Here is a 26075-nt window from a genome sequence, read left to right on the forward strand (position 1 = left end):
TGGGGATTTGGATTGCAAATGAAATTTGTTGATTATTATTCAGTTCTTGGGATATCGCCTGATGCAGACGATAAAGCGGTTAAGGTAGCTTATAAAAAGTTAGCCAGAAAATACCACCCAGATGTAAGCAAAGAGCCTCAAGCAGAAGATAAATTTAAAGAAATAGCAGAAGCTTACGAAGTCATCCATAACAAAGAAGAGCGTAAAAAATACGACGAGTTACGTCGCCATCAACAAAATCGCGCTCGTCAGCAGCAAACAAATTATCGCGGTAGCGCTGGTTCTACACAAGGTAATTACCAGCAAAGTGATCCTCAAACTGATGAGGAATTTTCTGACTTTATTAATTCAATGTTTGGCGGAGGCGGTGGGTTTGATCGTTCAGGGCAGAGCAGAAGTAACGCTGCTCGCGCGCAAAAAGGACAAGATGTGGAAATAGAGTTCCCAATTTTTCTTGAAGAAACTTTAGTTGATACCGTTAAGCCTGTTGAGTTTATGTTACCGCAGCGAGATAGCAGTGGTCGTGTCTCTGAAATTAAAAAATCACTTAAAGTGAAAATTCCAGCAGGTTCAGTAAATGGCGAGCGAATTCGACTAAAAGGGCAAGGTGGATTAGGGTCTGCGAATGGACAAAATGGCGATTTGTACTTACAAATTAGTTTAGTGCCTCACCCACTATTTGATGTTGAAGGTCATAATTTAAATATAGTCGTCCCTCTTGCAGCATGGGAAGCGGCTCTTGGCACAAAAATAAATTTGCCGACATTAACAGGAAAAATTCAACTAACGATTCCGCCTAATAGCCAGTCTGGTCAACGTTTGCGTATTAAAGGTAAGGGATTAATTAGTAAAAAAGCCAAAGGTGACTTATTTGCTGTACTTAAAATTGTTAATCCAACATCTATTAATGAAACCAGTAAAAAGCTTTGGGAAGAATTAGCCGAAAAAGCTCACTTTGATCCCCGCAGCGACTGGAGTAAACCATAATGCAAATTATTGTGACACAAAAAGAAGATTTACTTACCAGTACCGAGCTATGTTTGAGTAGTGATATTAACGAAGCAATTTTATATGAATTAGTTGAACATAGTATTGCTGTTCCTATTGAAGGAAAGCATGTTGCAGAATGGAAATTTACGGTATCTGCAGTGACCTTAGTCAAAAAAGCGGCCCGTATTCAGCATGACTTTTCGTTAGATTGGTCGGCAATAGCGTTAATTTTACAATTGCTGAATGAGCGTGATGAGTTGATTTTAGAAAACGAAATGTTAAAACGACATTTGAGTCGATTTAACCACTTGGAATAAAATCATTCTAATATCAGTGTTTAGCGATTGCACACTCTTTAATGAGAGTGCGCTAGCTCCTAAAAATTAATATGACTATTTTGATTTGTTCTTACTTTTAATTGAGATTAATCGCTTTAGTCGTATATTTTTTATAAGTAGTAATATCCCGCTTAGACAAAAAAGTACACTGGTTGCTGCAAAACTAATAAGCAGTGGATTATTAAAATCCTCTCGCTCATCGTAATCCATAATATGTAACATCCAAAAAAAGTCGAATATTCGCCATAGTGTGCTGCGAATAGTCACTACTTTGCCGTTACTTTCAGCTAAGTAAAGTGTTGTACTTAACATGTCGTCAAATTGTACCTGCCAAACATTGGTTTTATATCCTACTTCTCTGGTGCCCTTTTTTAGTAAGGTTGTACTTATTACTTGAGCGTCAATAAGCAAGTGGGCTTTAGCATTAGCAGTAATTTGTACTTTTGTAGGTGGCTCAAAAGGCCTTCCTGTAAGGGCATTAAAGCTTTGCTGCTCGGTATTACTAATAACGGTAATAAGAGGTGTAGTTAAAAAACCTTCAAATAATATTTGTGTTGGGTTAGCGACTTGCGACGTAATATTATCAAGTGATGTTGGGTAGTCGGCTTGTGTAAATGATTTACTAAGTACTTTTGTTGCTAGATGTTTGCCGTGTACTTTATCAAGTGGAATTGCGCTCATAACTAAGCCACCTAGCAACCATGCTAAAATTTGTAGTGCTAATAAATAACCTAACCATTTATGTAACTTGCGCGCATGTTTAAATATTTTTTTATTCATGTTTTAGTCTTATTATTTTTAGAAGTTAGTTTATTACATTAATGGGATTAGTTACTGCGACATTTTGTCGCAGTTTAAACTATAGCTTACTGTAATCATTTAAAAATAAAAAAGATTACACTTAAATTCCTAACATGACTTATTTGTCTAATTGAGCTGGATGTTTGATATCCAGCTAGCTTTAAATGCTAAAAAATACTTAAAAGCTGCGAAATATCCATATAAAGTGGTTAATAGGGCATAGTTGATTTGGTATAACGGTAAAACTGCGTTAAAGTTTGCAATGAAATTATTAGAGGATAAATACGAAACGATGTCGGAAATTCAATTTTTAAATGTAGATCTTGAGCTTGAATCAAAGCAAGATATTAGTTTGCTAGTGGCAGATTTGAAGAAAGTCGCGACGATTTTACATTATGACAAAGACGAATACCGTCAATTAGCGCGTATTGAAGCTACAGGTGAAGTTAGCACGCCTGATAAAGCAATAAACCATATATGTGAACTTATTGAATCGTGTTCGCGTAACGCGCTAAAGCAATGGTTAGGTTGTTCACGTAGAACGTTTGATATTGGCTTTGAATCAGGCACATCTCCTAAGTGCTTTAACCAAGCCTTAGATGCAGATACATTATTACGTATATCTGCGATTGGTGCGGGTATGGAAATTACAATTTACCCAATCGAAAAGTAACTATCTTCGCTCTACGACTGCTGCGGTCATTTTTGATACGCAGCACAGCTCATTGCGGCTATTTGTAATTTTTATTTCCCATACTGAACTACGTTTGCCAATATGAAATGCTCTTGCCGTGGCAGTTAAAGTACCATTGCGAGATGCTTTTAAATGGCTTGCGCTAATTTCCTGCCCTACACAGTAAAATTTTGTGAAATCGACAACAAAGTTAGCAGCATAACTCGCTACTGTTTCGGCAAGTACAACATTAGCACCACCGTGAACCATTCCCATTGGGTTATGATGCTCAGGTATGGCAGGCATAGTTGCAACTAAGTAATCATCACCAATTTCTGTGATTTCTATCCCCATAGTTTTCATCAGCGTACCTTGACCATTAATACCTTCATCTAGCTGTTTGCAAAACTCTAAAGTAATAGGTTGATACCAAATACTCATAACGACTCCTTTGCCTTTTTAATCATTTTTAAACTTAGCTTTAGTTATATCCCTAAAATGTACACAAGTGAAATTACTTTGGCTATTTTAAGACATAATTTAAATTTGCGATTTTTATTTAACTGTATATACTCACAGTTAAATGTACTGTATGGAAAACCAGTTGTATGCGACCATTAACGAACCGCCAAGCTCAAATACTCGAACTAATTAAAGTTTTTATTAAAGACACTGGTATGCCTCCTACACGTGCTGAAATAGCGCAAACACTAGGTTTTAAAAGTGCCAATGCTGCAGAAGAACATTTAAAAGCACTTGCTAAAAAAGGCGCAATTAAAATGAAACCAGGTGCAAGCCGTGGTATTCAATTAATTGAAGAAGAAGAGCCTGAACAATTAGGTTTACCACTTATAGGGCGTGTTGCTGCTGGTTCACCTATTTTGGCGCAAGAGCACGTTGAAAGTCACTGTAAAATCGATCCATTAATGTTTAAACCCGCCGCCGATTTTTTACTACGCGTTAATGGTATGAGCATGAAGGATATTGGTATTATGGATGGCGATTTACTTGCTGTACATCGTACTCAAACCGCTGAAAACGGACAAGTTGTTGTTGCGCGCCTAGACGAAGACGTAACTGTAAAACGTCTTGAGAAAGCGGGTCGTAAAGTGTTACTTCATGCTGAAAACGACGATTTTGAATCTATTGAAGTAGACCTTGAGAATGAGTCTTTTAACATTGAAGGCCTAGCTGTTGGCGTAATAAGAAATGCCGATTGGATGTAGTTTTTAGATTGCTTTAAACAATCAATTTATTAATGCGCACTTTTTAGTGCGCATTTTTGTTTTAAAATTCGTACTAAAAATATAGCTTAAACAGCGAACTAATTATTTAAGCTGTAAACTTTTTTGAACTCATACTCCCCCCCTCCCTAAAGCGTTAAACCCCTTTGTTTTGCTCGTTTTTTGAACTTTTAGTTGTCTAGTTGATTGCTGGTTTTTTATTAATTACTTAATATCACCTGGTTGTTTTTTATACTAAAGCTTGCTTGTTGCTCATTTTTTAGCTAATTATTAGTGTGCTGAACTAACAATAACTCACAGCTTTTCAGTTTTGAGAACACACAATATACAAACTCTTTGTTGGGGCAGCGATACCAGTCAAAAAAACAAGATTGGTTAAATAATAAAAATAACGAATTGGCGTTTAAGCCGTATGCCTCTTCGCACTCGCAATAGCATCAAAGGAGCCGTCACATGGGTAAACTGACCTCTACCTTGTGGCTTGTATTGATTGTTTTTCCGCAGCATGTTTTGGCTAACAGCCAGTACAATATGCGCAAAGGCGTAACCGATATAAGCAATAATGTATATCAGCTGCACATGACCATATTTATAATATGTTGTGTGATTGGGGTGATAGTGTTCGCAATTATGTTTTGGGCACTGATTCATCACCGTAAATCTAAAGGGGCTGTACCTGCCCAATTTCACGAAAGCACTAAAGTAGAAATACTTTGGACAGCTATTCCATTCGTTATTTTAATTGCTATGGCAGTACCAGCCACTAAAACCCTAATTGCAATGGAAGATGCCAGCAAAGCTGATCTCACTATTAAAATTACAGGTTCGCAATGGAAATGGCACTATGAATATATGGGCGAAGACGTCGCATTTTATTCTATTTTATCCACCCCTCAAGACGAAATAGCGAATCTTGCAGATAAAAATCCTAATTATTTACTTGAAGTAGATAAACCGCTTGTACTGCCAATAAACCAAAAAGTACGTTTTTTAATGACCTCTGATGATGTTATTCACTCTTGGTGGGTACCTGATTTTGCTGTGAAAAAAGACGCTAACCCGGGATTTATAAACGAAACATGGACCAATATTAACGAGGAAGGTATTTACCGAGGTCAATGTGCCGAGCTTTGCGGTAAAGATCATGGTTTTATGCCCGTAGTGGTTGAAGCTAAATCTGAAGCTGACTTTAAAGTATGGCTAGCCGATGCAAAGCAAGCAAAACAAAAAGCAGCACTGGCCGACGCTGCTCTGCTTGATAAAACACTTCCTAAAGAAGAGTTAATGACTTTAGGTGAGCAAGTGTATATGGCCAGCTGCGCGGCGTGTCATCAGCCTACTGGCATGGGATTGCCGGGTGTTTTTCCTGCGCTTAAAGGAAGCCCAATAGTGCTTGGCGATATAAAAGATCACATTGATGTAGTTATTCATGGACGACCAGGTACGGCAATGCAAGCGTTTGCCAAGCAGTTATCTATAAAGCAATTAGCAGCTGTTATTACTTATAAACGTAATGCGTGGGGTAACGATACGGGTGATGTTATTCAGCCGAGTCAAATACAGGCGGCAATTGATGCCAAAGTGGAGGCGAACTAATGAGTAGCATAGTAGAACAACCTAACGCCAATGAAGCTGACCATGCTCATCATCCAGCTAAAGGTTTTAAACGCTGGCTTTATACAACTAACCATAAAGATATTGGTAGCTTATATTTAATTTTTTCGCTGACCATGTTTTTAATTGGCGGCGGAATGGCCATGGTGATCAGGGCTGAATTATTTCAACCTGGTTTACAGCTGGTCGATCCTCACTTTTTTAATCAAATGACCACAGTACACGGTTTAATTATGGTGTTTGGTGCGGTTATGCCGGCCTTTACAGGCCTTGCTAATTGGATGATCCCTTTAATGATTGGCGCGCCAGATATGGCATTACCAAGAATGAATAACTGGAGCTTTTGGATTTTACCGTTTGCATTTTTAATCTTACTTGCATCGTTATTTATGCCTGGTGGGGGACCTGCATTTGGTTGGACTTTTTACGCACCGCTCTCTACAACCTATAGTAACGATAACACTGCAATGTTTGTATTTGCCGTACATATTATGGGAATTAGCTCAATTATGGGTGCAATTAATGTGATTGTAACCATAGTGAATTTACGTGCACCCGGTATGTCGTGGATGAAGTTACCGCTATTTGTGTGGACATGGTTAATTACCGCTTTTTTATTAATAGCAGTAATGCCAGTGCTTGCGGGAGCGGTAACTATGGTGCTTACCGATAAGTACTTTGCTACCAGCTTTTTTGATGCTGCAGGCGGTGGCGATCCGGTGATGTTTCAGCATATTTTTTGGTTTTTTGGTCACCCTGAAGTGTACATAATGATTCTTCCTGCCTTTGGCATTATATCGACCATAGTGCCCACTTTTTCTCGTAAAAAACTATTTGGTTATGCCTCAATGGTGTACGCCACATCCTCAATTGCGCTACTTAGCTTTATTGTATGGGCGCACCATATGTTTACCACTGGAATGCCGGTTGCTGGCGAGTTGTTTTTTATGTACGCGACCATGCTTATATCGGTGCCCACAGGGGTAAAAGTATTTAACTGGGTTGCCACAATGTGGAAAGGATCAATTACCTTTGAAGTGCCGATGCTTTTTAGTATTGCGTTTATTGTGTTGTTTACCATAGGTGGTTTTTCAGGGTTGATGCTAGCAATTACACCTGCTGATTTTCAGTACCACGATACTTACTTTGTGGTGGCACATTTTCATTATGTTTTAGTTACAGGGGCTGTATTTTCGATAATGGCGGGTGCTTATTATTGGCTGCCCAAGTGGACGGGCAACATGTTTAATATCACGCTAGCTAAATGGCATTTTTGGCTATCGCTGGTGAGCGTAAACGTTCTGTTTTTTCCTATGCATTTTGTAGGACTTGCTGGTATGCCACGTCGAATTCCCGATTATGCACTGCAATTTGCCGACTTTAACGCAATTATAAGTATAGGCGGTTTTGCCTTTGGTTTATCGCAACTACTGTTTGTTGCTGTAGTAATTAAATGTGCACGTGGTGGCGATAAAGTGCCTGCAAAAGTATGGGATGGCGCAGAAGGGCTTGAGTGGGAAGTTGACTCTCCTGCGCCTTATCATACCTTCTCTATACCGCCGGTAATCAAGTAATGACACACGCACCGTTACTTAAACGCTTGGTTCTTATTTGTATAGGTATGTTTGCCTTTGCGTTTGCCTTAGTGCCCTTGTACGACGTGTTTTGCGACGTAACAGGGCTTAATGGTAAACCGTCACTTGAGCAAGCAGAGCGAAGTACGCAAATAGTGCAAGACCGCGAAATAGGCGTGAGTTTTACAACTCATGCGCAAGCTGGTGCGCCGTTTGTAGTTAAATCAAAAGAGTACAGCGTTACTGTTAAACCCGGTGCCATGCGTGAGGTGATGTTTAGTGCTAAAAATAGTAGTGACCTCGACAAAGTAATGCAAGCGGTGCCGTCTGTATCTCCAGGTAAAGCGGCTAAGTATTTACATAAAATTGCCTGTTTTTGTTTTGATCAGCAACCTCTAAAAGCAGGAGAAGAGCTTGAATTTAAATTACTGTTTTATGTTGATACCGCATTACCAAGCGATATTGAAGAGTTGACGCTGTCGTACACCGTATTTGATATTAGTGAGCAGCTAGTTGCGAGTAATAACTAGCCTGCATGTCTAGTGTAAAACTAGGAGTAAATAACATGAATCAAAAATATGAAAATTATTACGTACCAGAGCAAAGTCCTTGGCCTATTGTAGGGGCTATAGCATTATTTTTTATTGCTGTAGGCGCTGCATTAACTGTTATGAACGTAGGAAAAGAAGGCGGCAGTGGCGTTTATTTACTGTACGTTGGCATAGCTGTACTTTTGTATATGCTTTATAGCTGGTTTAAAAATGTTATCAGCGAGTCTGATCAAGGGTTGTACTCAGCACAAATGGATCGATCGTTTAGGCAAGGGATGAGCTGGTTTATTTTTTCTGAAGTGATGTTTTTTATGGCCTTTTTTGGCGCATTATTTTATGCGCGAGTCCTATCGGTCCCTTGGTTAGGTGGCGCGGGTAATAATGCAATGACCAACGAAGTACTTTGGCCTACGTTTGAAGCTGTTTGGCCTCTCGTATCTACCCCTAGCGGTGATACAACCCAAGCAATGGGTTGGCAAGGTCTGCCGCTTATAAATACCTTAATACTGCTTACCTCCTCAGTTACCTTACATTTTGCTCATGTAGTAATGGAAAATAATAAGCGCACGCCACTTAAAGTGTTTTTGGGCGCCACTATTTTATTAGGTGTTTGCTTTTTAGGGCTGCAAGTTGAGGAATACATACATGCATATAATGACCTCAACCTAACGCTTGATGCAGGTGTTTACGGTAATACGTTCTTTTTATTGACTGGTTTTCATGGCATGCATGTAACGCTAGGGACCGTACTTTTATTTGTAATATTTTTACGGATATTAAAAGGGCACTTTACTAAAGATAAGCATTTTGCTTTTCAAGCAGCTGCTTGGTATTGGCATTTTGTTGATGTTGTTTGGTTGTGTTTATTTATATTTGTATATGTGCTGTAGCGTTTATTAGCGAGCTATTCGCTGTAATAAAACCAAGTTTAAGCGCTGCAATAACAAAAATTAAAACAACGACCGAAAACAATACGCGACGACCTAAAAAGTGAGACATAGGTCGTCCCCCAGTTTTCCCTGACACCATAATAAACAATGCTCTAAATAAGTTAAAAAGTATAAATAGTAATAACAGTACGATAATAATTTTAATAATCACTGGGTTGAACCTTATGCAGTTAGTTTTATGGCACAAACAAAAGCTTAGCTCAATAATCACACTTTGTATGGTTGTGGTTGTTGTACTTGTGTGTGTGCGATTAGGATTTTGGCAGCTGGAGCGGGGTGAGCAAAAGCAGCAGCAACTAAACGCTATTGCTAAGCAACAGACTCGTGGTGTGATGAGCTGGTCTCAATTACTTAACCTTCCTGATAGCTGGAACAAAACAGGTGTATTGGTTGAGTTAAAAGGGCGGTTTGTACAAAACCAATATTGGCTTTTAGATAATCAAGTTTATAACGGACAAGTAGGTTACGACTTACTTGCTTTACTAAAGCCTGACAGCGAAGAAAAAGTGATTTTAGTTAATTTAGGATGGGTAAAAGCGCCTATATCTAGAGATACACTGCCAAAGGTTACTCTGCCTAAAGATATTTTTATTCTTAAAGCGCAAATAAAAGAAAATAACTTAAGTAGCTTTACGCTTGAAGATAAAACGACAAATAACGACTTACCTACAAGAATCCAATCTATCGATTTGAATATGCTGAGCATTCAAAGCCAGCAATCGTTAATTAATTTTATGGCTTACAGACAAGGTACTGGTGATGAGATTGCAACACCTCATTATGAGGCTGTTGTTATGAGCCCTCAAAAGCATAGTGCCTACGCTGTGCAATGGTTTTTAATTGCTGTTGCATGTGCTGTTGTGGCTATTTTTGCGAGTAAAAAAAGGACACCTAATGAAAAATAATCCTCTTTTTTTGTTTGTGGCTTGCTGCGCTATCCCATTAGTTTTGGCATATGGCGCATTAAAGTTCGATTGGTTACCTACTGCAATTACTAATAATGGCGAGTTTTTAAGCCAAGAAATAAAATTTGAAAATTGGCCGCAAAATAATCCAAAACAATGGACTATCGCACTTAATTATTCAAACGAATGTAACACCCCATGCAGCGAACAGCTCAATGCGCTTAATAACTTATATGTGGCACTCGGTAAAAACCAAGGAAAAGTGGATATGGCTGTAATGGGAAGCCCCAACAATAAAAATCTACCATGGAAAATTATTACCGAGCAACAGAGTTTAAATCCTGCAAGTTTGTATTTAATTGATCATATGGGGTTAGTGGTACTTGAATATCCCTTTAAAGTCGAGCCACAAGAAAATCGTTTAGTGCAAAAAGGGTTATTAAAAGATCTAAAAAAACTACTCAATTATTCTCGTTCTAGCTAATTGATCAGCTTATTTAAGTTGGAGTGTTTAATGTATAAAAATTATAAAAACTTAGTATTAATAACAGGATTACTCGCTTTAATTGTTGTGGCTTTAGGTGCTTACACCCGCTTAAGTGACGCAGGTTTAGGATGCCCCGATTGGCCAGGCTGTTATGGCTTTTTAACGGTTCCTAAGCATGAGGCCGACATAGCCTTAGCAACTCAAAGTTATCCCGATATGATGTTCGAAACCGCAAAAGCGTGGAAAGAAATGATCCATCGCTATTTTGCAGGTGCTTTAGGGTTACTTATTTTAGGTTTATTTGTGTTGGCTTTTTTAAAACGCCAATATCCAACTACACCAGTTAAATTGCCTTTAGCTTTGCTCTTACTTGTGGTGTTTCAGGCAGCGCTTGGTATGTGGACTGTCACTATGAACCTGCAGCCGCTTATTGTAATGGGCCACTTATTAGGTGGTTTTAGTATTTTATCGCTAATTACGCTTTTATATTTGCGACTAACTGCCAAGCCAATAATGGGTGGAGATAGCGGCGCAAAGCGTTATTTTGGTTTGAGTTTAATTGCGCTTAGTGTGTTGGTTATCCAAATTGCACTTGGTGGTTGGCTTGCTGCAAATTACGCAGCTCCGCATTGTAGTGGTTTACCATTGTGTGATTACGCACAACCGTTTTCATTAAGTAGCGTATTTCAATTACCGCTTGAGCACAGTAATTATGAGTATGGTGTGTTATCGCAGCAAGCACGCATGTCTATTCATTTATTACATCGTATTTGGGCACTGGTTACTTGCATTGTTCTGGCATTAATTATGTGGAAAATATACAGCAAAGCTTACTCTCAAAAAATTAAAAACTGCGTTGTGAGCGTATTACTAGTCTTACTTTGCCAAATTAGCTTGGGAGTTATTTTAGTACATTGGCACATTCCGTTGGGAGTTGCACTGGCACATAACTTGATGGCTGCCATACTGTTATTAAGCATGGTTAGGTTGTGTTATTACTTAAAATCACGCACATAAAGGGGAAATATTATGGCACTTATAATCGATAAAAAAACAATGCTACCTGTTAATACTCAACCGCTAACTTCGCGCGCGTATAATTTACTACAAGACTACTTAGCAATTAGTAAATTTAAAGTAGTCGCTATGCTGGTACTAACTGCTTGGGTTGGGTTAGCACTTGCTCCCGATGTAGGGCGTGGCATGACTGTACAGTTTATTAGCTTGTTAGGTATAGGCCTACTTTCTGCAGCAGCAGCGGTTATTAATCATGTGGTTGATAGCGAGATAGACTCAAAAATGGCACGAACTCGTCATCGCCCTGTAGCTAAAGGGCGTTTAAGTAAAACACATGCGCTTAGTTTTGCAGCTGTTATTGGGGTTGCTGGTTTTATTATGCTGATGGTGTGGGCTAATACCTTAACCGCTATATTAACGTTATTTGCATTGGTAGGTTATGCATTCGTTTATACATCATTTTTAAAGCGTGCAACGCCGCAAAATATTGTTATTGGTGGATTGGCTGGCGCAATGCCTCCATTATTAGGTTGGGTGTCAGAAACAAACCAAATGGCTGCGGCTCCCTGGCTACTCGTAATGATTATATTTACATGGACGCCTCCTCATTTTTGGGCGCTGGCTATAGCGCGAAAAAGTGATTATGAACGCGCTAAAATCCCTATGTTACCAGTAACCCATGGTATCGATTTTTGTAAAACCTGCGTTGTTGCTTACTCTGTTTTACTCGCTGTTGTTTGTGTATTACCTTATTTAATCGGTATGTCTGGATTAATCTATTTGATAGGTGCATGTGTATTAAATGCCGTGTTTATATATAAGGCGGTCAATTTAAAAATTGCTGGAAATGATGAGACTGCAATGAACTTATTTCGTTTTTCGATTATTCATTTAATGGTACTCTTTGTAATCTTATTTATAGATAAATGGCTCCCTTTATGAAGCAGTTATGGCTTGGATTAATTGTTGTTTTAGTTTTGTTTTTATCAGCATGCTCAAATGAAAATAGCCCGCCAGATGTAGATGCATTGGTTTACGAAAATGCAAAACCACTGTCTGATTTTACGCTAAATGATCAGCGCGGCGAATTAGTGACTAAGCAACAATTTTTAGGACAGTGGAATTTAGTATTTTTAGGCTATACAAGCTGCCCTGATATTTGCCCGTTAACGTTGGCTAAGCTTAATGCCGTTTATAAAAACTTACAGGCAGATTATCCGTTGCAAGTTTGGTTTTTATCGGTTGATCCAAAACGCGATACGCCAGCTAAGCGAAAGCAATATATAGATTATTTTAACCCTGACTTTTTAGCTGTATCGGGAGAGCATAAACACCTTTTTCCTGTTGTTAGGGAGCTTGGTTTAATTTATGCGATTAGTGACTCTGAAGAATCAGAGTATGCGGTTGATCATAGTGCATCCGTTGCATTAGTTGATAAAAATGGAGCCGTAAGAGCTATTTTTAAACCTGAATTTAAACAAGGTAGTGTGCCATTAATTAATGCGACTACTTTAACTGAAGAGTTTAAAAAAATAGCCGATTACTACAAAAACTAGTTTTTTACTTTTTACCAATTTTAAAGGAGCTTTAGGCTCCTTTTTTTATGGTCTTTAGAGTAGTTAATAGAATAACCTAGTGGCTTTTACGTTAGGTCGTTAAGCTTTAGGCGATTGGATCACCCAAGGCTGCGAAAACCAAAAATAATCACCAGGGCTTGAAATAGAAGGGGCTGTACAATTAAAACGAGAACGCCCTTTATTAAGCACTTTTGGCGAGGTTATTTCGACTGTATTTTTATTTATCCATTTTAATTTTGCTTGGCCTACGCTTGATACGTAACAAGCAAATTGGCTTTTATGGAAATCACTCATATTAAATTCAATTGTGAGCGTTGGTGGATTTTGCTGTGTAACGCTATCTTGATAAGTTAAATTGGTGATATTAAACGCGCGTGAGTTAAGCTTAGTAATAAGAGTCTCTAGTTTGCTGTAAAAGCCTGATGCAGGAAAACGCGGTAAGCGACTAAAATTAGAATCTTTATTTACAGCCCCTGAGTGCTGACCAATTCCCACAAAACCAAGCTCTGTTACAAGTGCTTGCAACTCATTATTAAACTCACCATACGGGTATGCTAAGTATTTATAGTCTTGGCCTATTTCTTCTTTTATGCGTTTTTGAGAGCTAAGAATATCTTGCTTAATACGTGATTGCCATTGTGCATCGGTTTCGTTTTCAAGCTTAAGGTGTAAGTAATCATGTTGTCCGCTATGATTGGCTATTAATGCCCCTTTTTTAGATAATTCTTTGAGCTTATCCCACCCCATTACGTAACTCATGCCTTCGTCTATTAATTTAGGATTTACAAAAATAGTGTATGGGTAGCCAAACTTTTCTAAAATAGGTGCAGCTTGTTCATAGTTATTGTTATAACCATCATCAAAGGTGATGGCGACTGTTTTATCAGGTAAGGTTTCACCTTGCTGAAGGGCGCTTATTAACTCATTAAGAGGAATAACGTTAAAGTTGTGCTCTTTTAAATAGCTTAAATGTTTAGTAAATGTATTTGCGCTAACGCTAGTTACAGCGGGTAGGGTTTCACTAACATGATGATACTGTAAAATAACGGCTGCTTGAGCGCGCATAGATATACTAAAGAGGAAAAATAATACTAAATGAAACAATTTTTTATACATAATAAGGCACACCATAAAAGCTTGCTGTTGTTAGCGGGTCCGATGATACTATCAAATATCACAGTGCCGTTGTTAGGAATTGTTGATACTGCTGTAATTGGGCACTTAGGAAGCGCTCATTACTTGGCGGGTATTGCCCTTGGCTCTGCAGTTATCTCTATTTTATTTTGGCTTGCTGGTTTTTTAAGAATGAGCACCACGGGACTCGTGGCACAAGCATACGGAAAAAACGATTTAACCCAACTTGCCGCTTTACTTAAACGAAGCCTATTGCTGGCAAGCGCAGTGGCTGTGCTATTAATTGTACTATCCCCATTAATAAAACACGCTATTGCTTACCTATCCGCTGCTAACAGCGACGTACTTACCCAAGCGTATCAGTATTTTAGCATTCGTATTTTTAGTGCTCCAGCAGCATTGTGTAATTTAGTGTTATTGGGTTGGATGCTTGGTGTGCATTATGGTCGAGGTCCATTTTATTTATTACTAGTCACTAATATCGTTAATATAGTGCTCGATATTTATTTTGTTGTTTATTTAGATTGGGCCGTTGCAGGCGCTGCGTGGGCTTCACTGATTGCTGATTATACGGCGTTAGTATTTGCACTTTTTTTAGTGGTTAAACTAGCTAAAAAACAAGGCATTGAGCTAAATGCACCGAATTGGTTGAGTATTAGCAAAATGACTGAATTATTGAGTTTGAATAGAGATATATTTATTCGCTCTTTAATACTGCAATTATGCTTTAGCTTTATGACATTTTACGCAGCGCGAATTGGCGAAACTACGCTCGCCGCTAATGCTGTTTTACTTAACTTTTTAATGTTGGTGAGCTTTGCTCTTGATGGCGTTGCTTATGCGTCTGAGGCAAAAGTAGGGCAAGCTAAAGGCCAAGGAAGCGTTAAAAATATAGAGCTTTGGGTTAAAATAAGCGTATTTTGGGGTATGCTTTTTGGCGTGTTATATAGCGCTTTTTTTGCATTGTTTGGCAGCGGTATAATCAAGCTTTTAACTAATGTGCCAGAGGTTATTCAAGAGGCAACACACTATTTACCGTGGCTAATAGCATTGCCAATTTTAGCCATGAGCTGCTTTTTGTTTGACGGTATTTTTGTTGGACTCACACGAGCAAAGGACATGCGCAACAGTATGATACTTTCAGCTGGAGTGGGGTTTTTTGGTGTGTTTTGGGTGTTTATAGACTGGCAAAATAACGGGTTATGGTTGGCTATGAGCTGTTTTATGTTAATGCGCGGTGTTACGTTAATAATTAAATATCACCACTTAAAAGTAAATAATCAGCTACTGGATTAAACTAATACTAATCTGCTTATATATGGGGTCTATTTAACGATAAGAAAATTGCGCTAGAACTAGGCAAAAATTTTTGTATCTAGTTGTTCTAAATAAAAAATTTTTAACAACGTTATAGAGTGATTTAATTCGATAAATTGCCCAAATATATATGGAGGTTGGTATAAATAAATGATTTATTTCCAGAGGTCGGGGTCGTGATGTTTAGGGCCCATATCTTTTAAAACTTGTGAAAAACGATTAGCAAAAATACCGCAGTAGCCCCATCCGGCAAAAAATAATGCGGGGACTAAAATTATAACGCCAATTATTTGTAAACTGTAGTGGGTGTAATACCCAATAGATATGAATATCACGGCTAGCACAAACAGTGCTAAGCCGCGAAAAAAGCGCTTTAAGCTCAGCTTAGGGTTGCTCCCTAAGCGATAAATAAGCTGCTTTAACATTTATAAGGCCTAATAGTAAGAGTGATCGCCCGCTTCGTGCTCTGTAATATCAGCAACACCGGTGATTTCTTCAAACTTAGCTATCATTTCTTTTTCAATGCCTTCTTTTAGCGTTACATCGATCATAGAACAACCGTTACAACCACCACCAAATTGAAGTATCGCTATACCTGCAGCTGTAATTTCAACAAGGCTTACTTGACCACCGTGGTTAGCAAGCTGTGGATTTACTTCGGTTTCTAGCATGTGCTGTACACGCTCGTTTAACGATGCATCATCACCTATTTTACGTGCTTTAGCATTAGGTGCTTTTAGCGTTAACTGAGTACCCATTTTGTCGGTAACAAAATCGATTTCAGCTTCTTCTAAAAATGGAGCACTTTCTGCATCTACAACGGCATCAAAACCGTTAAAGTTTAGGCGAATGTCGCTCGCTTCTACAGCGTCTTCTGGACAATAAGACACACCACATTCCGCTTGTGATGAACCAGGGTTTACAACAAACACACGAATATTGGTTTGTTGTGATTGATCTGCTAATAGTTTAGCAAAATGCGCTTGCGCTGTTTCGGAAATAGAAATCATAAAACCATCTATACTTGACTAAATTACTCGGATACTGCGTATCATACTCCGCTCGTCGTGTTGCGGCTAGTGTTGAGCGTAAAAAGTTGGCATCTATTTTAAGCAATGGTAGCGTGCAAACAACGAACATTTTTTGAGTGATTTATATGCGTTTGGTATTAACATTAATGGTGGTATTGCTGAGTTTTTCAAGTGTAGCAAAGCCGCTTTCATATTATTTTGAACAAGATGTAACATTTGACCCCACTATTCCAACACCTGAGCAAGTGCTTGGCTACGAAGTAGGAGAGTGGCATGTAAGGCACGATCAGCTCGTGCGCTACATGGAAATATTGGCTGATAAAAGCGATCGTATAAATTTTGAAGTAATTGGTCGCACGCATGAACAGCGCCCGCTTGTAATGCTAACGATTACTGCACCACAAAAGCTTAAAAATATAGAGCAAATTCGAGAGTCTCATTTAGCTCGATTAAGTAACAATAATGGCACTAAAACTGACTCTGCAAAACAGCCTGCAGTTGTATGGATGGGGTACAGTGTGCATGGTAATGAATCATCAGGTAGTAACTCATCGTTGCTGGTGGCGTATTACTTAGCCGCGGCACAAGGTGCTGAAATAGACGAGTTATTAAATAACACGGTTATTTTACTCGACCCTTCACTTAATCCAGATGGGCTTGCTCGTTTTGCTAATTGGGCGAACAGTAATCGGGGCATGAACTTATCAAGCGATCCTAAAACGCGTGAACATGTTGAAAATTGGCCAAGTAGCCGTACTAACCATTACTGGTTTGATTTAAATCGCGACTGGTTATTGCTGCAGCACCCAGAATCGCGTGCGCGTATTGCCAAATTTCATCAGTGGAAACCTAATGTTTTAACCGATTTTCATGAAATGGGACCTAACAGCAGTTACTTTTTTCAACCTGGTATTGCGAGTCGTAAGCACCCAATAACACCAGATGAAAATGTAACATTAACTAAAGCGATTGCTAACTATCATGCAAAAACATTAGATGAAAACAACGCCCTTTATTTTACCGAAGAAAGCTTTGACGACTTTTATTACGGTAAAGGTTCAACTTACCCAGATGTAAATGGTGGAGTCGGAATTTTATTTGAACAAGCAAGCTCTCGCGGGCATGTGCAAGAAACCATAAACGGTACACTGACTTTTCCTTTTACTATTAAAAACCAGTTATTAACGAGCTTATCAACCTTTAAAGCAGCTGTTGATAATCGAACTGCGTTACTAGACTACCAAGCTAAGTTTTATAATCAGGCGGCTGATTTAGCCAGTGATGAAAACTTTGAAGGTTATGTTGTTGAGGGCGAAAAAGATAACTCGCGTATTAAATACTTTTTAGAGTTATTAAAGCAACATCAAATAGATGCATTCCCACTGACTAAATCACTTAAAGCGAATGGTAAAAGCTTTACAACTAATAGCTATTTTGTGCCCTTAGCACAACCGCAATATCGTTTGGTAAAAGCTATTTTTAGCGAACAAAAAAACTTTGCTGACAATACTTTTTATGACGTATCTGGCTGGACTTTAGCACATGCATTTAATCTACCTTTTGCCAAAGTAAAAAGCAGCTGGGGTTTAGAGGTAGCTAGTACACCATGGCAAAAAGCAGTTAAACCTTCTTTTGCTAAACTTGAGCAAGGTTATGCTTTTGGTTTTTCGTGGGATGACTACCTAGCACCTAAAATGTTAAACAGCCTTTTAAAGCAAGGTGTTAAAGCGCGGGTAGCGTTAAGCCCATTAACAGCTAAAACAAACTCCGGCGAAGTGAACTTTAATGCCGGCAGTATTATTGTCCCAGCAGGCTTACAAACAACTAACGATTGGGTAGATATACTAAATAAAGCACAAAATGAATTTGGAATTGCGATTAAGCCAATAACTACCGGCCTTACAAGTAAAGGTGCTGATTTAGGGTCTCGCACAATGGCCGTTGTTAGCGAGCCAAAAGTGTTATTAATAGGGGGTAAAGGCGTAAGCCAGTATGAAGCAGGAGAAGTATGGTATTACCTCGACCGCTTTGTAGGCGTTGCACCAACAATTGTTGAAATGGAGCGTTTAGGCTCTATTGAGCTCAGTAATTACAGTCATATAGTACTTGCTCATGGTAACTACAATAGCCTATCGGACGCTGATAAAGTGGCTATTAAAAGCTGGGTAAGAACAGGCGGCGTTATTTGGGGTCACAAAGGTGGCGCTAAATTTTTAGCTGATCAGCAATTACTTAAAGCAAGTTATCTATCACGCCAAGATGTAGCAAGTGCATTTAAAACCAAAGGGCTAAATTACGCCGATAAGGATCATTTAGCGGGGCGTCAGCGCATTGCCGGGGCTATTTTTAATACTAATGTAGATTTGACTCATCCGCTTACATTTTCACTTAAGCGCAATACATTACCGGTATTTAAAAACAGTACTTGGTTGCTAGAAACTTCAGATGCGCCGTTTGTAAATATACTTACCTACACTAAAAATCCATTATTGGCAGGCTTTACCGATGCCGTGAATGTTGAGCAAGTAGCGGGTGGAGCAGGGTTAATAGCTCATTCGTACGGGCGAGGCACTGTAATTGGTATGACTGACGATCCGGTGTTTAGAGGTTACTGGTATGGGACAAGTAGATTACTCAGTAATGCGCTCTTTTTTGGCCATACGTTTCGAGTAAATGGCGATTAATACCAATTCGCTTAATTAAGAGATCTAATTTGAGGATGGAAAAACGTGTTGATAGCTAGGCAAAAAATTCGCTATTTAGTTGTTCTCGGCAATTGCTCCTGCATTGCTCTACCTTCTGCATCCATGCAGTCGTAAATGAGAATTTTTTAACACAGGTAGCGACACGTTTAGCCCCGCAAAATGATTAAGTATTATTGCGGATTGGTATAATACTTTTTAATAATTATATAGGCGTTAAGCAAGTTGTAAAAGCCCACACTTGTTTAGCGCCTGCTTGTTTTAGTGCACTAGTAGCTGCGTTCAATGTTGCCCCTGTCGTCATAACATCATCAATAATAGCGACGTTTTTTCCGCTCATATCCTCTGTACAAATAAAGGCATTTTTTAAATTTTTGACTCGTTTGGCTTTTGAAAGTGCAGATTGCGCTTGGGTTTTTTTATTGCGAATAAGACTACTATTTAAAGGTGCGAATTGAGACAAAAGAGGCTGCCATACTTGGCTTACCTGATTAAACCCGCGAGTAATGAATCGGCTTTTATGAAGAGGTAAAATAATAAAGGTATCTGGCAAAGTAGGGCTTTGCTCAAAAAACTGCGTTAATTGTTTTTTTATAACTTGCTGCAATGCCTTTTTATAATGAATTTGGTTGTTAAATTTTAGCCTTTTAAGCCAATGATCAAAGGGCGGTTGATAAAAAGCGCAGGCAAATAACTTATCAAACTCGCAATTAGGAAACATCTCAACAATATCGGGTCGATGCAGTAAATTATTATGCTTACTAAAGTCAAATAACGGTAAATCTTCAAGGCAATAATCACATAACCCTAAATTGGCCGTAATCGGGCTTTGGCATTGCACGCAATAAGAGGGAAATAACCAATTTAAAACGGCTTGTTTCATTGATTCACTCCGTGCATTACAACCACCTATTTAAACGTTATGATAAGCCTAAGTTTGGTAAAGGTTAGGCAAATATGCAAAGTGAGCTAGTGTTATTACATGGTTGGGGAATGAATCAGGGTGTATGGCAATTAGTACAGCCAGAACTTGAGTCTTTATATTCAGGAAATGTACGTAGCCTTGACCTACCGGGATTTGGTAATAGCCTTATTTGCCCAAGCCCTTATACTTTGCATGATGCAGCAGTAATTTTAAGTGAGCAGCTAAAGCCTCAGTCTATTTTAATGGGATGGTCGTTAGGTGGTTTATTTGCACTTTATATTGCAAAGCATTGGCCCGAAAAAGTATCAAAAGTTATTTTAATTGCATCGACTCCTTTTTTTGCGGAGGCAGATAATTGGCCCGGAATAAAAGCGAATGTATTGGCGCAGTTTAAAGAGCAATTAGTTAATCACAGAGAAAAAACCATAGATCGCTTTTTAGCTATTCAAGCGATGGGTAGCGAGTCGGCACGTGATGATATAAAGCTGCTTAAACAATTACTAAATCAGTACAGCGCACCACAAAGCGACGCCCTGAGTGCTGGTTTAGATATTTTAAAAAACGACGATTTACGTGATTTATTTGCTCATTGCCCTGTGCCGATCAAAGGAGTATTTGGCCGACTTGATGCCTTAGTGCCTTATAAAGCAATTAGTGAAATGTCAGTACTAAATACTGAATTTGAATACGAAGTGCTAGATAAAGCGTCGCACGCGCCGTTTATTTCTCATAAAAGTGAGTTTTTATCTGTCGTTAAATCAATGCTTTAAAATAGAGCTAATAATAGCGCGGTTTAAAGCTTTATTTTGAGCATAACCTGAGCGATAATTAAACAATGTTTATTTGGTGGAGATTTTAATATGCCAATCGGATCTGTATTTAATAGTGGTGTAGAAGGGTTTAATCGTGCTAGCCAAGGTATTGAAAAAGCCAGTGCTGAGATTAACCGTGCCAGTATAGAACAACAAGATGACGCGCAATTAGCGCAGCAACGTCAGCTTAGCGCAGCACGCCCAGAAGAAGCCATTACTGCACCTGTAGCACAACCAGCTCGTGTTGATGAAGCACTTGTTAATTTAAAAGTTGAAGAATTTAACGCTAAGGCAAACACGCAATCAATTCAAACGGCTGATGATGTACTTGGCACGTTAATCGATATTAAAGTTTAGTAATAATGAATATTGTCACGCCATTTCCGTCTATCAATATAAACACAGCAAATGTTTATACGGAAACCGCACGGCGTGACAACCAGCTACGAGAAGTTATTCCTGCTCCTGCTTCAAGCAGTGCGAGCAATACTGAAACCAAAGCACAAAGCGATGCTGAAAAAGCTAAACTTCCAGGCAATAATAGTGATGTATCGACTTATGATGCCAGCGGTAAACTAGCTGACGATAAAGCAGTTGAGCAGCGCGAAGGCAATTCAGAAAATTCAGAGAGTGCCGATCAAGAAGCGTCTCAACAAGATACTGAGCAAGAAGAGCAACTACTCGAACAAGAACAACAGCAAATTAAAGAACTTAAAACCCGCGATACGGAAGTACGTGTGCACGAACAAGCTCATGCTGCTGTTGGCGGGCAACATGCAGGATCGCCGAGCTATGGTTATGAACGTGGTCCAGATGGCACCAACTATGCTGTAAGTGGTGAGGTACAAATTGATGTATCTGAAGTCCCCAATGATCCGCAAGCCACTATCGATAAAATGCAAACCGTACGTGCTGCCGCATTAGCGCCTGCAGAGCCTTCGGGAGCTGATCGCTCTATTGCTGCAGATGCTACGCAAAAGCTAGCAGCGGCTCAAGCCGAACTTGCGATGCCAGAAGAAGAGCAAAGCGAAGAAGGTGAGCAAGGTAATAAGCTTTCAGCCAGCGAAACCAGCACTGCAGAATCACAAAGCGATACCAATACAGAGCAATCTCGCGATGCCGATGTGGAAGCTCGATCTGGGCGCATTGCTAATTTTTATCAAATGACGAGTTCACCACAAAGCGAAAGTGGCTTTTCGGCGTATGGCTAATAACTCCTTAAAATTAACACAAAAAAACCGCTTACGCGGTTTTTTTAGTTTTGATTAAAGTTTATTTTTTCGTTTTAGCGTTAGCGAACGCATCGGCAAATGCATTACCCATTAACGCGTTACCGTTGTCACGTTTAGGCTTTGCAGCGCGAGATTGTGAGTTATTAGTACGTGTTTGTGCTTTTTGCGCCGCAGGGGCTGCTGACTTATTACTTGTATCAATATCGTCATCTAAACGCATAGTAAAGCTTATGCGTTTACGTGCAGCGTCTACTTCAACTACTTTCACTTTTACAATATCGCCTGCTTTTACTACTTCGCGTGGGTCTGATATAAATTTATTAGTGATTGCTGAAATATGCACTAAGCCATCTTGGTGAACACCTACATCAACAAATGCACCAAAGTTAGCAACGTTTGAAACCACGCCTTCTAAAATCATACCTGGTTTTAAGTCGCTAATTTTTTCAACACCCGCTTTAAACTCAGCAGTTTTAAATTCAGGACGCGGATCGCGACCTGGTTTATCAAGCTCAGTGATAATGTCGGTAACGGTTGGCAAACCAAATTTATCATCAATGTAATCGTTAGCAGCAAGTTTAGTTAAAAAGTCGCTGTTACCAATTAAGCTGCTTACATCGACGCTGTTACGCTCACAAATACGTTTAACAATAGGGTAAGCCTCAGGGTGAACTGATGAGTTATCTAGTGGATCGCTACCATTGTTGATACGTAAAAAACCAGCCGCTTGTTCAAATGCTTTTGGTCCTAAACGCTCAACCTTTTTAAGCTCACTACGTTTAGTAAATGTGCCGTTAGCATCGCGATAATTAACGATATTTTGCGCTAATGTTTTGTTTAAACCCGATACGCGTGTAAGTAGCGGTACCGAGGCCATGTTTAAATCTACGCCAACTGAGTTTACACAGTCTTCAACGACTGAAATAAGGCTTTGGCCTAACTGGCTTTGCGATACATCGTGTTGATATTGGCCTACACCAATTGATTTTGGCTCAATTTTAACTAGTTCAGCAAGTGGATCTTGAAGGCGGCGTGCAATAGATACAGCACCACGAATAGAAACATCTAAATCAGGAAATTCATTTGCGGCAAATTCAGACGCTGAGTAAACTGATGCGCCCGCTTCGCTCACCATTATTTTATTAAGTTTTAGCTCGGTATTGGCTTTCATAAGTTCAGCAACTAACTTATCAGATTCGCGAGATGCTGTACCGTTACCAATCGCAATAAGCTCTACTTTATGCTGACGACAAAGTTGCTCTAATGTACGCAACGATTTATCCCAATGGTTTTGTGGTGCATGAGGGAAAATAGTTTGTGTAGCTAGCAATTTACCTGTGCTATCAACAACGGCAATTTTACAGCCTGTACGTAAACCAGGATCGAGGCCAAGTGTAGTACGAGGGCCAGCAGGTGCTGCCATTAATAAATCTTTTAAGTTTTTAGCAAATACATCAATGGCGCCAGTTTCTGCTTTTTCGCGCATTGCTGCAAAAAATTCATTCTCTAGGTGCAGGCCTAATTTAATTTTCCACGCCCATTGCACAACATTTAATAACCAAGGGCTTGCCGCTTTATATTTAATATCTAAACGATAATGATCGGCAATCATTTGAGCGCACAGTTGCGCTGAGTTTTCAGCGCTTGGCTCAGGGTTAACATTTAACTGAAGTACGCCTTCATTTCGGGCTCTAAGCATTGCAAGTGCACGGTGAGAAGGGACTTTTTTAAGAAGCTCTTGATGCTCAAAGTAATCGCGATATTTTGCACCTGTTTGTTCTTGGCCTTTAATCACTGTACTTTCAATAGCACCATTTTGGCTAATATGACTTCTAAATTTAGCGAGTAATTTAGCGTCTTCTGCAAAGCGCTCCATTAAAATAAATTTAGCGCCTTCAAGTACCGCTTTAGTATCTGCAAAGCCTTTTTCGGCATCTACAAATTGCGCTGCTTGTTGCTCTGGGTCAAGGTTAGCATCTTTAAATAGTGCATCGGCCAGTGGCTCTAAACCTGCTTCAATTGCTATTTGGCCTTTAGTGCGGCGTTTAGCTTTATAGGGTAGGTATAAATCTTCGAGTTCAGTTTTACTTTGTGCATTGGCAATGTCGGCACTTAGTTCAGCAGTTAACTTTTTCTGAGATTCGATAGTCGATAAAATAAAACTACGGCGTTCTTCAAGCTCTCGTAAGTAAGATAAGCGCTGTTCTAAAAGGCGTAATTGAGTGTCGTCTAGGCCACCTGTAATTTCTTTTCGGTAGCGGGCAATAAAAGGAACAGTTGCGCCTTCATCAAGTAACTTTGTTGCAGCAACAACCTGTTGCTGCTGTGCGTTTAGTTCTATGGCTAAACGTGCAGAGATATCGCTCATGCAAAAACCTTTTTATACAATAAAATAAGACCAGAAGCGTGTTTCTGGCGTAGTTAATTGCTTGAATAATATCACAGGAGGTAGTAATGAAAAGCTCTTAAAGCAAGCTATTTTACTTGCTTTAAGATGGTTGGGCAGGGAGTAAATTAATTCAGCTAAAAGAGCGCCCTAGTGAGGGTGCTCTATGTTTTCTAATACTTCACTGAAAGAGTGAGCAATAGGCGAAATATTTACAGGGATATGCAATGTTTTAGCTATTTGACGTGCTGAAATTAAACCGCAAATTTCGTTGCTTGCCGTTGTTACTAATAAGAACATTGTACCCTGATGCTCCATTGTTTGTAGCGCATCGCCAATGCATGCATAGCTCAAGCTTTGCATGCTCACACCCATGATTTTGCTAATAGGTGTCATGATATCGCGCAAGCTTACTTCGCCTCTTGGTGTATTTAAGCGCTCGGCAATAATAGTTATTTTAGAGCTTTGCAAATCAGCACTAGAAACAAGACCAATCAATTTTTGGTGCTCGTCAGTTACTAAAACAAAGTCTGATTGTTTTGCGCTTACTTGTTTAAGTGCTTCAGTTATTGTTGTTTCGTGCTGAGCACGAATAGGTGTTGTTTGCGTAAAGTTGTTTACCATTTTTAATGCAGGAGATGCTAAATCAATTAATGGTTGATCATCTGCAAATGTGCTTGCAATAACGCCGTGAGATACATTTTGAGTACGTAATTCTTTAAAGTTAGACATAATAGTCACCTTATTAGTTATAAAATTTAATTAAATTGTAAAATAATGAATTAAATTAAATAGCTAGGTGGTCCACGTTGGTACGCAGTGCTAAAAGGTCTGTTTAAATTAGTGCTCTTGTAAAAAGAGTGTACGGCATTAGGGAGTGGTTGAAGCGCCCCAAGGGTAATCGTATTAGCGTGAGAGTCGACGTCAAAGTCGAGATTCGCTTGGTCAGGAGTATCGCAAGCAATAAAGTGGTTAGATATTTTAGCGTTATCAAGTTTTACCTGCGTGGTATGGGCGTGCAGCGTCAAGCTCACACTCATTAAAAGTGCAAACAATACGGCATTACTTAATATGCGCTGTACTACGTTTGACATAACCACGACCTTAAAAATTTCAAGTTAAAAATAACCTGCTTAACTATCTTATATCCTACTCAAATAGATTACACAATGAAAAGTTAATGTGATCTGAATCAATGTTTTTATTTGTAGGTACTGATATAGGAATTATTTTTGATATTCAATAGTATTTATATACCACTGCTTTTTACCTTGAGGGGTAAGTACTTCAAAATCGTCATCTACTTGTTTTTTAATCAACGCGCGCGCCATCGGCGAATCTATTGATATATAGTCTTTGCGCTCATAAATTTCATCTGGGCCTACAATTTTAAATCTTTTTATATCACCTTCATCGTTTTCTATTTCTACCCATGCGCCAAAAAATACTTTCCCATCTTGCACGGGAGAGTAGTCGATGATTTTTAAATCAGGAATACGCTTTCGCAAGTAACGTACCCGGCGGTCGATTTGGCGTAATAAGCGCTTATTATACTGATAGTCAGCGTTTTCAGAGCGGTCTCCGAGACTGGCTGCCCAGCTCACTATTTTGGTGACTTCAGGGCGCTTAACATTCCACAAATGGTCGTGTTCTTGTTGTAATTGCAAGTAACCTTCGCGGGTAATTAAATTTGTTTTCATGGTGAATTCTTTATTAACTCTAATGGTCTGCACGTTATTAAATTTGCCAAAACTTGTCGAGCGTAAATGTAATAAAGTATGCGTAAGTAAGCTTTGAAATGTTCAGTAACAATCT

The 26075-nt window shown here is 39.1% G+C and carries 29 protein-coding genes; 18 read left to right on the top strand and 11 right to left on the bottom strand.

Annotation, left to right across the window (positions count from 1 at the left end; genetic code table 11):
• Window positions 1-18: 18 nt before the first annotated feature.
• Both I6F53_RS08695 and I6F53_RS08700 read left to right on the top strand, forming a co-directional pair.
• Window positions 19-987, top strand: a complete 969-nt coding sequence (locus I6F53_RS08695; protein WP_197239185.1) for a DnaJ C-terminal domain-containing protein — start codon at window positions 19-21, stop codon at window positions 985-987.
• The gene (locus I6F53_RS08700) at window positions 987-1307 is read left to right on the top strand and encodes a chaperone modulator CbpM (protein WP_197239186.1); all 321 of its coding nucleotides are present in this window, start codon (window positions 987-989) and stop codon (window positions 1305-1307) included. Before I6F53_RS08695 ends, I6F53_RS08700 begins: the two co-directional genes overlap by 1 nt.
• A 75-nt stretch (window positions 1308-1382) precedes the next feature.
• Here I6F53_RS08700 and I6F53_RS08705 read toward each other — a convergent pair whose 3' ends face one another.
• On the bottom strand, window positions 1383-2108 hold the full coding sequence (locus tag I6F53_RS08705; RefSeq protein WP_197239187.1) for a hypothetical protein: 726 nt from the start codon (window positions 2106-2108) through the stop codon (window positions 1383-1385).
• Window positions 2109-2421: 313 nt separating this feature from the next.
• Here I6F53_RS08705 and I6F53_RS08710 point away from each other — a divergent pair, with 313 nt between their 5' ends.
• Complete coding sequence (locus I6F53_RS08710) at window positions 2422-2802, top strand: hypothetical protein (protein ID WP_197180941.1); 381 nt, start codon at window positions 2422-2424, stop codon at window positions 2800-2802.
• Here I6F53_RS08710 and I6F53_RS08715 read toward each other — a convergent pair whose 3' ends face one another.
• The gene (locus tag I6F53_RS08715) at window positions 2803-3243 is read right to left on the bottom strand and encodes a PaaI family thioesterase (RefSeq protein WP_024599638.1); all 441 of its coding nucleotides are present in this window, start codon (window positions 3241-3243) and stop codon (window positions 2803-2805) included.
• Window positions 3244-3410: 167 nt separating this feature from the next.
• On the opposite strand from I6F53_RS08715, the gene lexA reads away from it, so the two are divergent.
• From lexA to I6F53_RS08740, 5 genes are all read left to right on the top strand, one after another.
• Window positions 3411-4028, top strand: a complete 618-nt coding sequence (gene lexA / locus I6F53_RS08720) for a transcriptional repressor LexA (RefSeq protein ID WP_007584941.1) — start codon at window positions 3411-3413, stop codon at window positions 4026-4028.
• A 471-nt stretch (window positions 4029-4499) separates the two neighbouring features.
• A complete protein-coding gene (coxB, locus tag I6F53_RS08725) occupies window positions 4500-5642 on the top strand; it encodes a cytochrome c oxidase subunit II (protein WP_197239188.1) in 1143 nt (380 codons plus the stop codon).
• Complete coding sequence (ctaD, locus tag I6F53_RS08730) at window positions 5642-7234, top strand: cytochrome c oxidase subunit I (protein WP_197239189.1); 1593 nt, start codon at window positions 5642-5644, stop codon at window positions 7232-7234. The genes coxB and ctaD overlap by 1 nt, the downstream gene beginning before the upstream one ends.
• Window positions 7234-7764, top strand: a complete 531-nt coding sequence (locus tag I6F53_RS08735; RefSeq protein ID WP_197180909.1) for a cytochrome c oxidase assembly protein — start codon at window positions 7234-7236, stop codon at window positions 7762-7764. The genes ctaD and I6F53_RS08735 overlap by 1 nt, the downstream gene beginning before the upstream one ends.
• Window positions 7765-7799: 35 nt before the next feature.
• Complete coding sequence (locus I6F53_RS08740) at window positions 7800-8675, top strand: cytochrome c oxidase subunit 3 (RefSeq protein WP_197239190.1); 876 nt, start codon at window positions 7800-7802, stop codon at window positions 8673-8675.
• Here the strand turns inward: I6F53_RS08740 and I6F53_RS08745 are convergent.
• On the bottom strand, window positions 8653-8946 hold the full coding sequence (locus tag I6F53_RS08745; protein WP_331460769.1) for a DUF2909 family protein: 294 nt from the start codon (window positions 8944-8946) through the stop codon (window positions 8653-8655). The genes I6F53_RS08740 and I6F53_RS08745 overlap by 23 nt on opposite strands.
• On the opposite strand from I6F53_RS08745, the gene I6F53_RS08750 reads away from it, so the two are divergent.
• Genes I6F53_RS08750 through I6F53_RS08770 form a run of 5 tightly spaced genes read left to right on the top strand, consistent with a single transcriptional unit; the run spans window position 8900 to window position 12700 of the window.
• Entirely contained in the window at window positions 8900-9640 is a 741-nt protein-coding gene (locus tag I6F53_RS08750; RefSeq protein ID WP_166420587.1) for an SURF1 family protein, read from the top strand. The two genes, I6F53_RS08745 and I6F53_RS08750, sit on opposite strands and share 47 nt — an antisense overlap.
• Window positions 9630-10124, top strand: a complete 495-nt coding sequence (locus I6F53_RS08755) for a transmembrane cytochrome oxidase associated protein (RefSeq protein WP_166420588.1) — start codon at window positions 9630-9632, stop codon at window positions 10122-10124. Before I6F53_RS08750 ends, I6F53_RS08755 begins: the two co-directional genes overlap by 11 nt.
• A gap of 30 nt (window positions 10125-10154) precedes the next feature.
• Entirely contained in the window at window positions 10155-11144 is a 990-nt protein-coding gene (locus I6F53_RS08760; RefSeq protein WP_197239193.1) for a COX15/CtaA family protein, read from the top strand.
• 12 nt (window positions 11145-11156) lie between these two features.
• The gene (gene cyoE / locus I6F53_RS08765; protein ID WP_197239194.1) at window positions 11157-12086 is read left to right on the top strand and encodes a heme o synthase; all 930 of its coding nucleotides are present in this window, start codon (window positions 11157-11159) and stop codon (window positions 12084-12086) included.
• Window positions 12083-12700, top strand: coding sequence for an SCO family protein (locus tag I6F53_RS08770; protein WP_197239195.1), 618 nt, complete (start codon window positions 12083-12085; stop codon window positions 12698-12700). The genes cyoE and I6F53_RS08770 overlap by 4 nt, the downstream gene beginning before the upstream one ends.
• Before the next feature lie 99 nt (window positions 12701-12799).
• Here the strand turns inward: I6F53_RS08770 and I6F53_RS08775 are convergent, their stop codons facing one another.
• Entirely contained in the window at window positions 12800-13837 is a 1038-nt protein-coding gene (locus tag I6F53_RS08775) for a polysaccharide deacetylase family protein (protein WP_197239196.1), read from the bottom strand.
• On the opposite strand from I6F53_RS08775, the gene I6F53_RS08780 reads away from it, so the two are divergent.
• Window positions 13817-15151: an MATE family efflux transporter gene (locus I6F53_RS08780; RefSeq protein WP_442960584.1), complete on the top strand. Its 1335-nt coding sequence runs from the start codon at window positions 13817-13819 to the stop codon at window positions 15149-15151. The genes I6F53_RS08775 and I6F53_RS08780 overlap by 21 nt on opposite strands.
• Before the next feature lie 176 nt (window positions 15152-15327).
• Here I6F53_RS08780 and I6F53_RS08785 read toward each other — a convergent pair whose 3' ends face one another.
• Together I6F53_RS08785 and nfuA are read right to left on the bottom strand one after the other, a co-directional pair.
• Window positions 15328-15597: a hypothetical protein gene (locus tag I6F53_RS08785; RefSeq protein ID WP_166420594.1), complete on the bottom strand. Its 270-nt coding sequence runs from the start codon at window positions 15595-15597 to the stop codon at window positions 15328-15330.
• Window positions 15598-15606: 9 nt separating this feature from the next.
• Window positions 15607-16182, bottom strand: coding sequence for a Fe-S biogenesis protein NfuA (nfuA, locus tag I6F53_RS08790; RefSeq protein WP_002959571.1), 576 nt, complete (start codon window positions 16180-16182; stop codon window positions 15607-15609).
• A gap of 146 nt (window positions 16183-16328) precedes the next feature.
• Between nfuA and I6F53_RS08795 the strand changes: the two genes are divergently transcribed.
• Window positions 16329-18887: a M14 family zinc carboxypeptidase gene (locus I6F53_RS08795; protein ID WP_197180889.1), complete on the top strand. Its 2559-nt coding sequence runs from the start codon at window positions 16329-16331 to the stop codon at window positions 18885-18887.
• Window positions 18888-19110: 223 nt separating this feature from the next.
• Here I6F53_RS08795 and I6F53_RS08800 read toward each other — a convergent pair whose 3' ends face one another.
• Window positions 19111-19788: a ComF family protein gene (locus I6F53_RS08800; protein WP_197239197.1), complete on the bottom strand. Its 678-nt coding sequence runs from the start codon at window positions 19786-19788 to the stop codon at window positions 19111-19113.
• A gap of 74 nt (window positions 19789-19862) precedes the next feature.
• Here I6F53_RS08800 and bioH point away from each other — a divergent pair, with 74 nt between their 5' ends.
• The 3 genes from bioH (at window position 19863) to I6F53_RS08815 (ending at window position 21853) form a co-directional block, all read left to right on the top strand.
• Complete coding sequence (gene bioH, locus I6F53_RS08805) at window positions 19863-20600, top strand: pimeloyl-ACP methyl ester esterase BioH (protein ID WP_197239198.1); 738 nt, start codon at window positions 19863-19865, stop codon at window positions 20598-20600.
• Between the two features lie 90 nt (window positions 20601-20690).
• Complete coding sequence (locus tag I6F53_RS08810; RefSeq protein ID WP_149594701.1) at window positions 20691-20999, top strand: hypothetical protein; 309 nt, start codon at window positions 20691-20693, stop codon at window positions 20997-20999.
• Window positions 21000-21004: 5 nt separating this feature from the next.
• Complete coding sequence (locus I6F53_RS08815; protein ID WP_197239199.1) at window positions 21005-21853, top strand: putative metalloprotease CJM1_0395 family protein; 849 nt, start codon at window positions 21005-21007, stop codon at window positions 21851-21853.
• Window positions 21854-21914: 61 nt separating this feature from the next.
• Here I6F53_RS08815 and I6F53_RS08820 read toward each other — a convergent pair whose 3' ends face one another.
• From I6F53_RS08820 to greB, 4 genes are all read right to left on the bottom strand, one after another.
• On the bottom strand, window positions 21915-24242 hold the full coding sequence (locus I6F53_RS08820; protein WP_197239200.1) for a Tex family protein: 2328 nt from the start codon (window positions 24240-24242) through the stop codon (window positions 21915-21917).
• A gap of 168 nt (window positions 24243-24410) precedes the next feature.
• Window positions 24411-24992: a CBS domain-containing protein gene (locus I6F53_RS08825; protein ID WP_197176671.1), complete on the bottom strand. Its 582-nt coding sequence runs from the start codon at window positions 24990-24992 to the stop codon at window positions 24411-24413.
• Window positions 24993-25042: 50 nt separating this feature from the next.
• Window positions 25043-25354, bottom strand: coding sequence for a hypothetical protein (locus I6F53_RS08830; protein ID WP_197239201.1), 312 nt, complete (start codon window positions 25352-25354; stop codon window positions 25043-25045).
• 132 nt (window positions 25355-25486) lie between these two features.
• Window positions 25487-25960 (bottom strand): transcription elongation factor GreB, encoded by a 474-nt coding sequence (greB, locus tag I6F53_RS08835; protein ID WP_166420603.1) that lies wholly within the window; start codon window positions 25958-25960, stop codon window positions 25487-25489.
• Between the last annotated feature and the right edge of the window lie 115 nt (window positions 25961-26075).

The sequence above is a fragment of the Pseudoalteromonas sp. SWN29 genome (genome assembly GCF_015864465.1).
GTDB lineage: Bacteria > Pseudomonadota > Gammaproteobacteria > Enterobacterales > Alteromonadaceae > Pseudoalteromonas.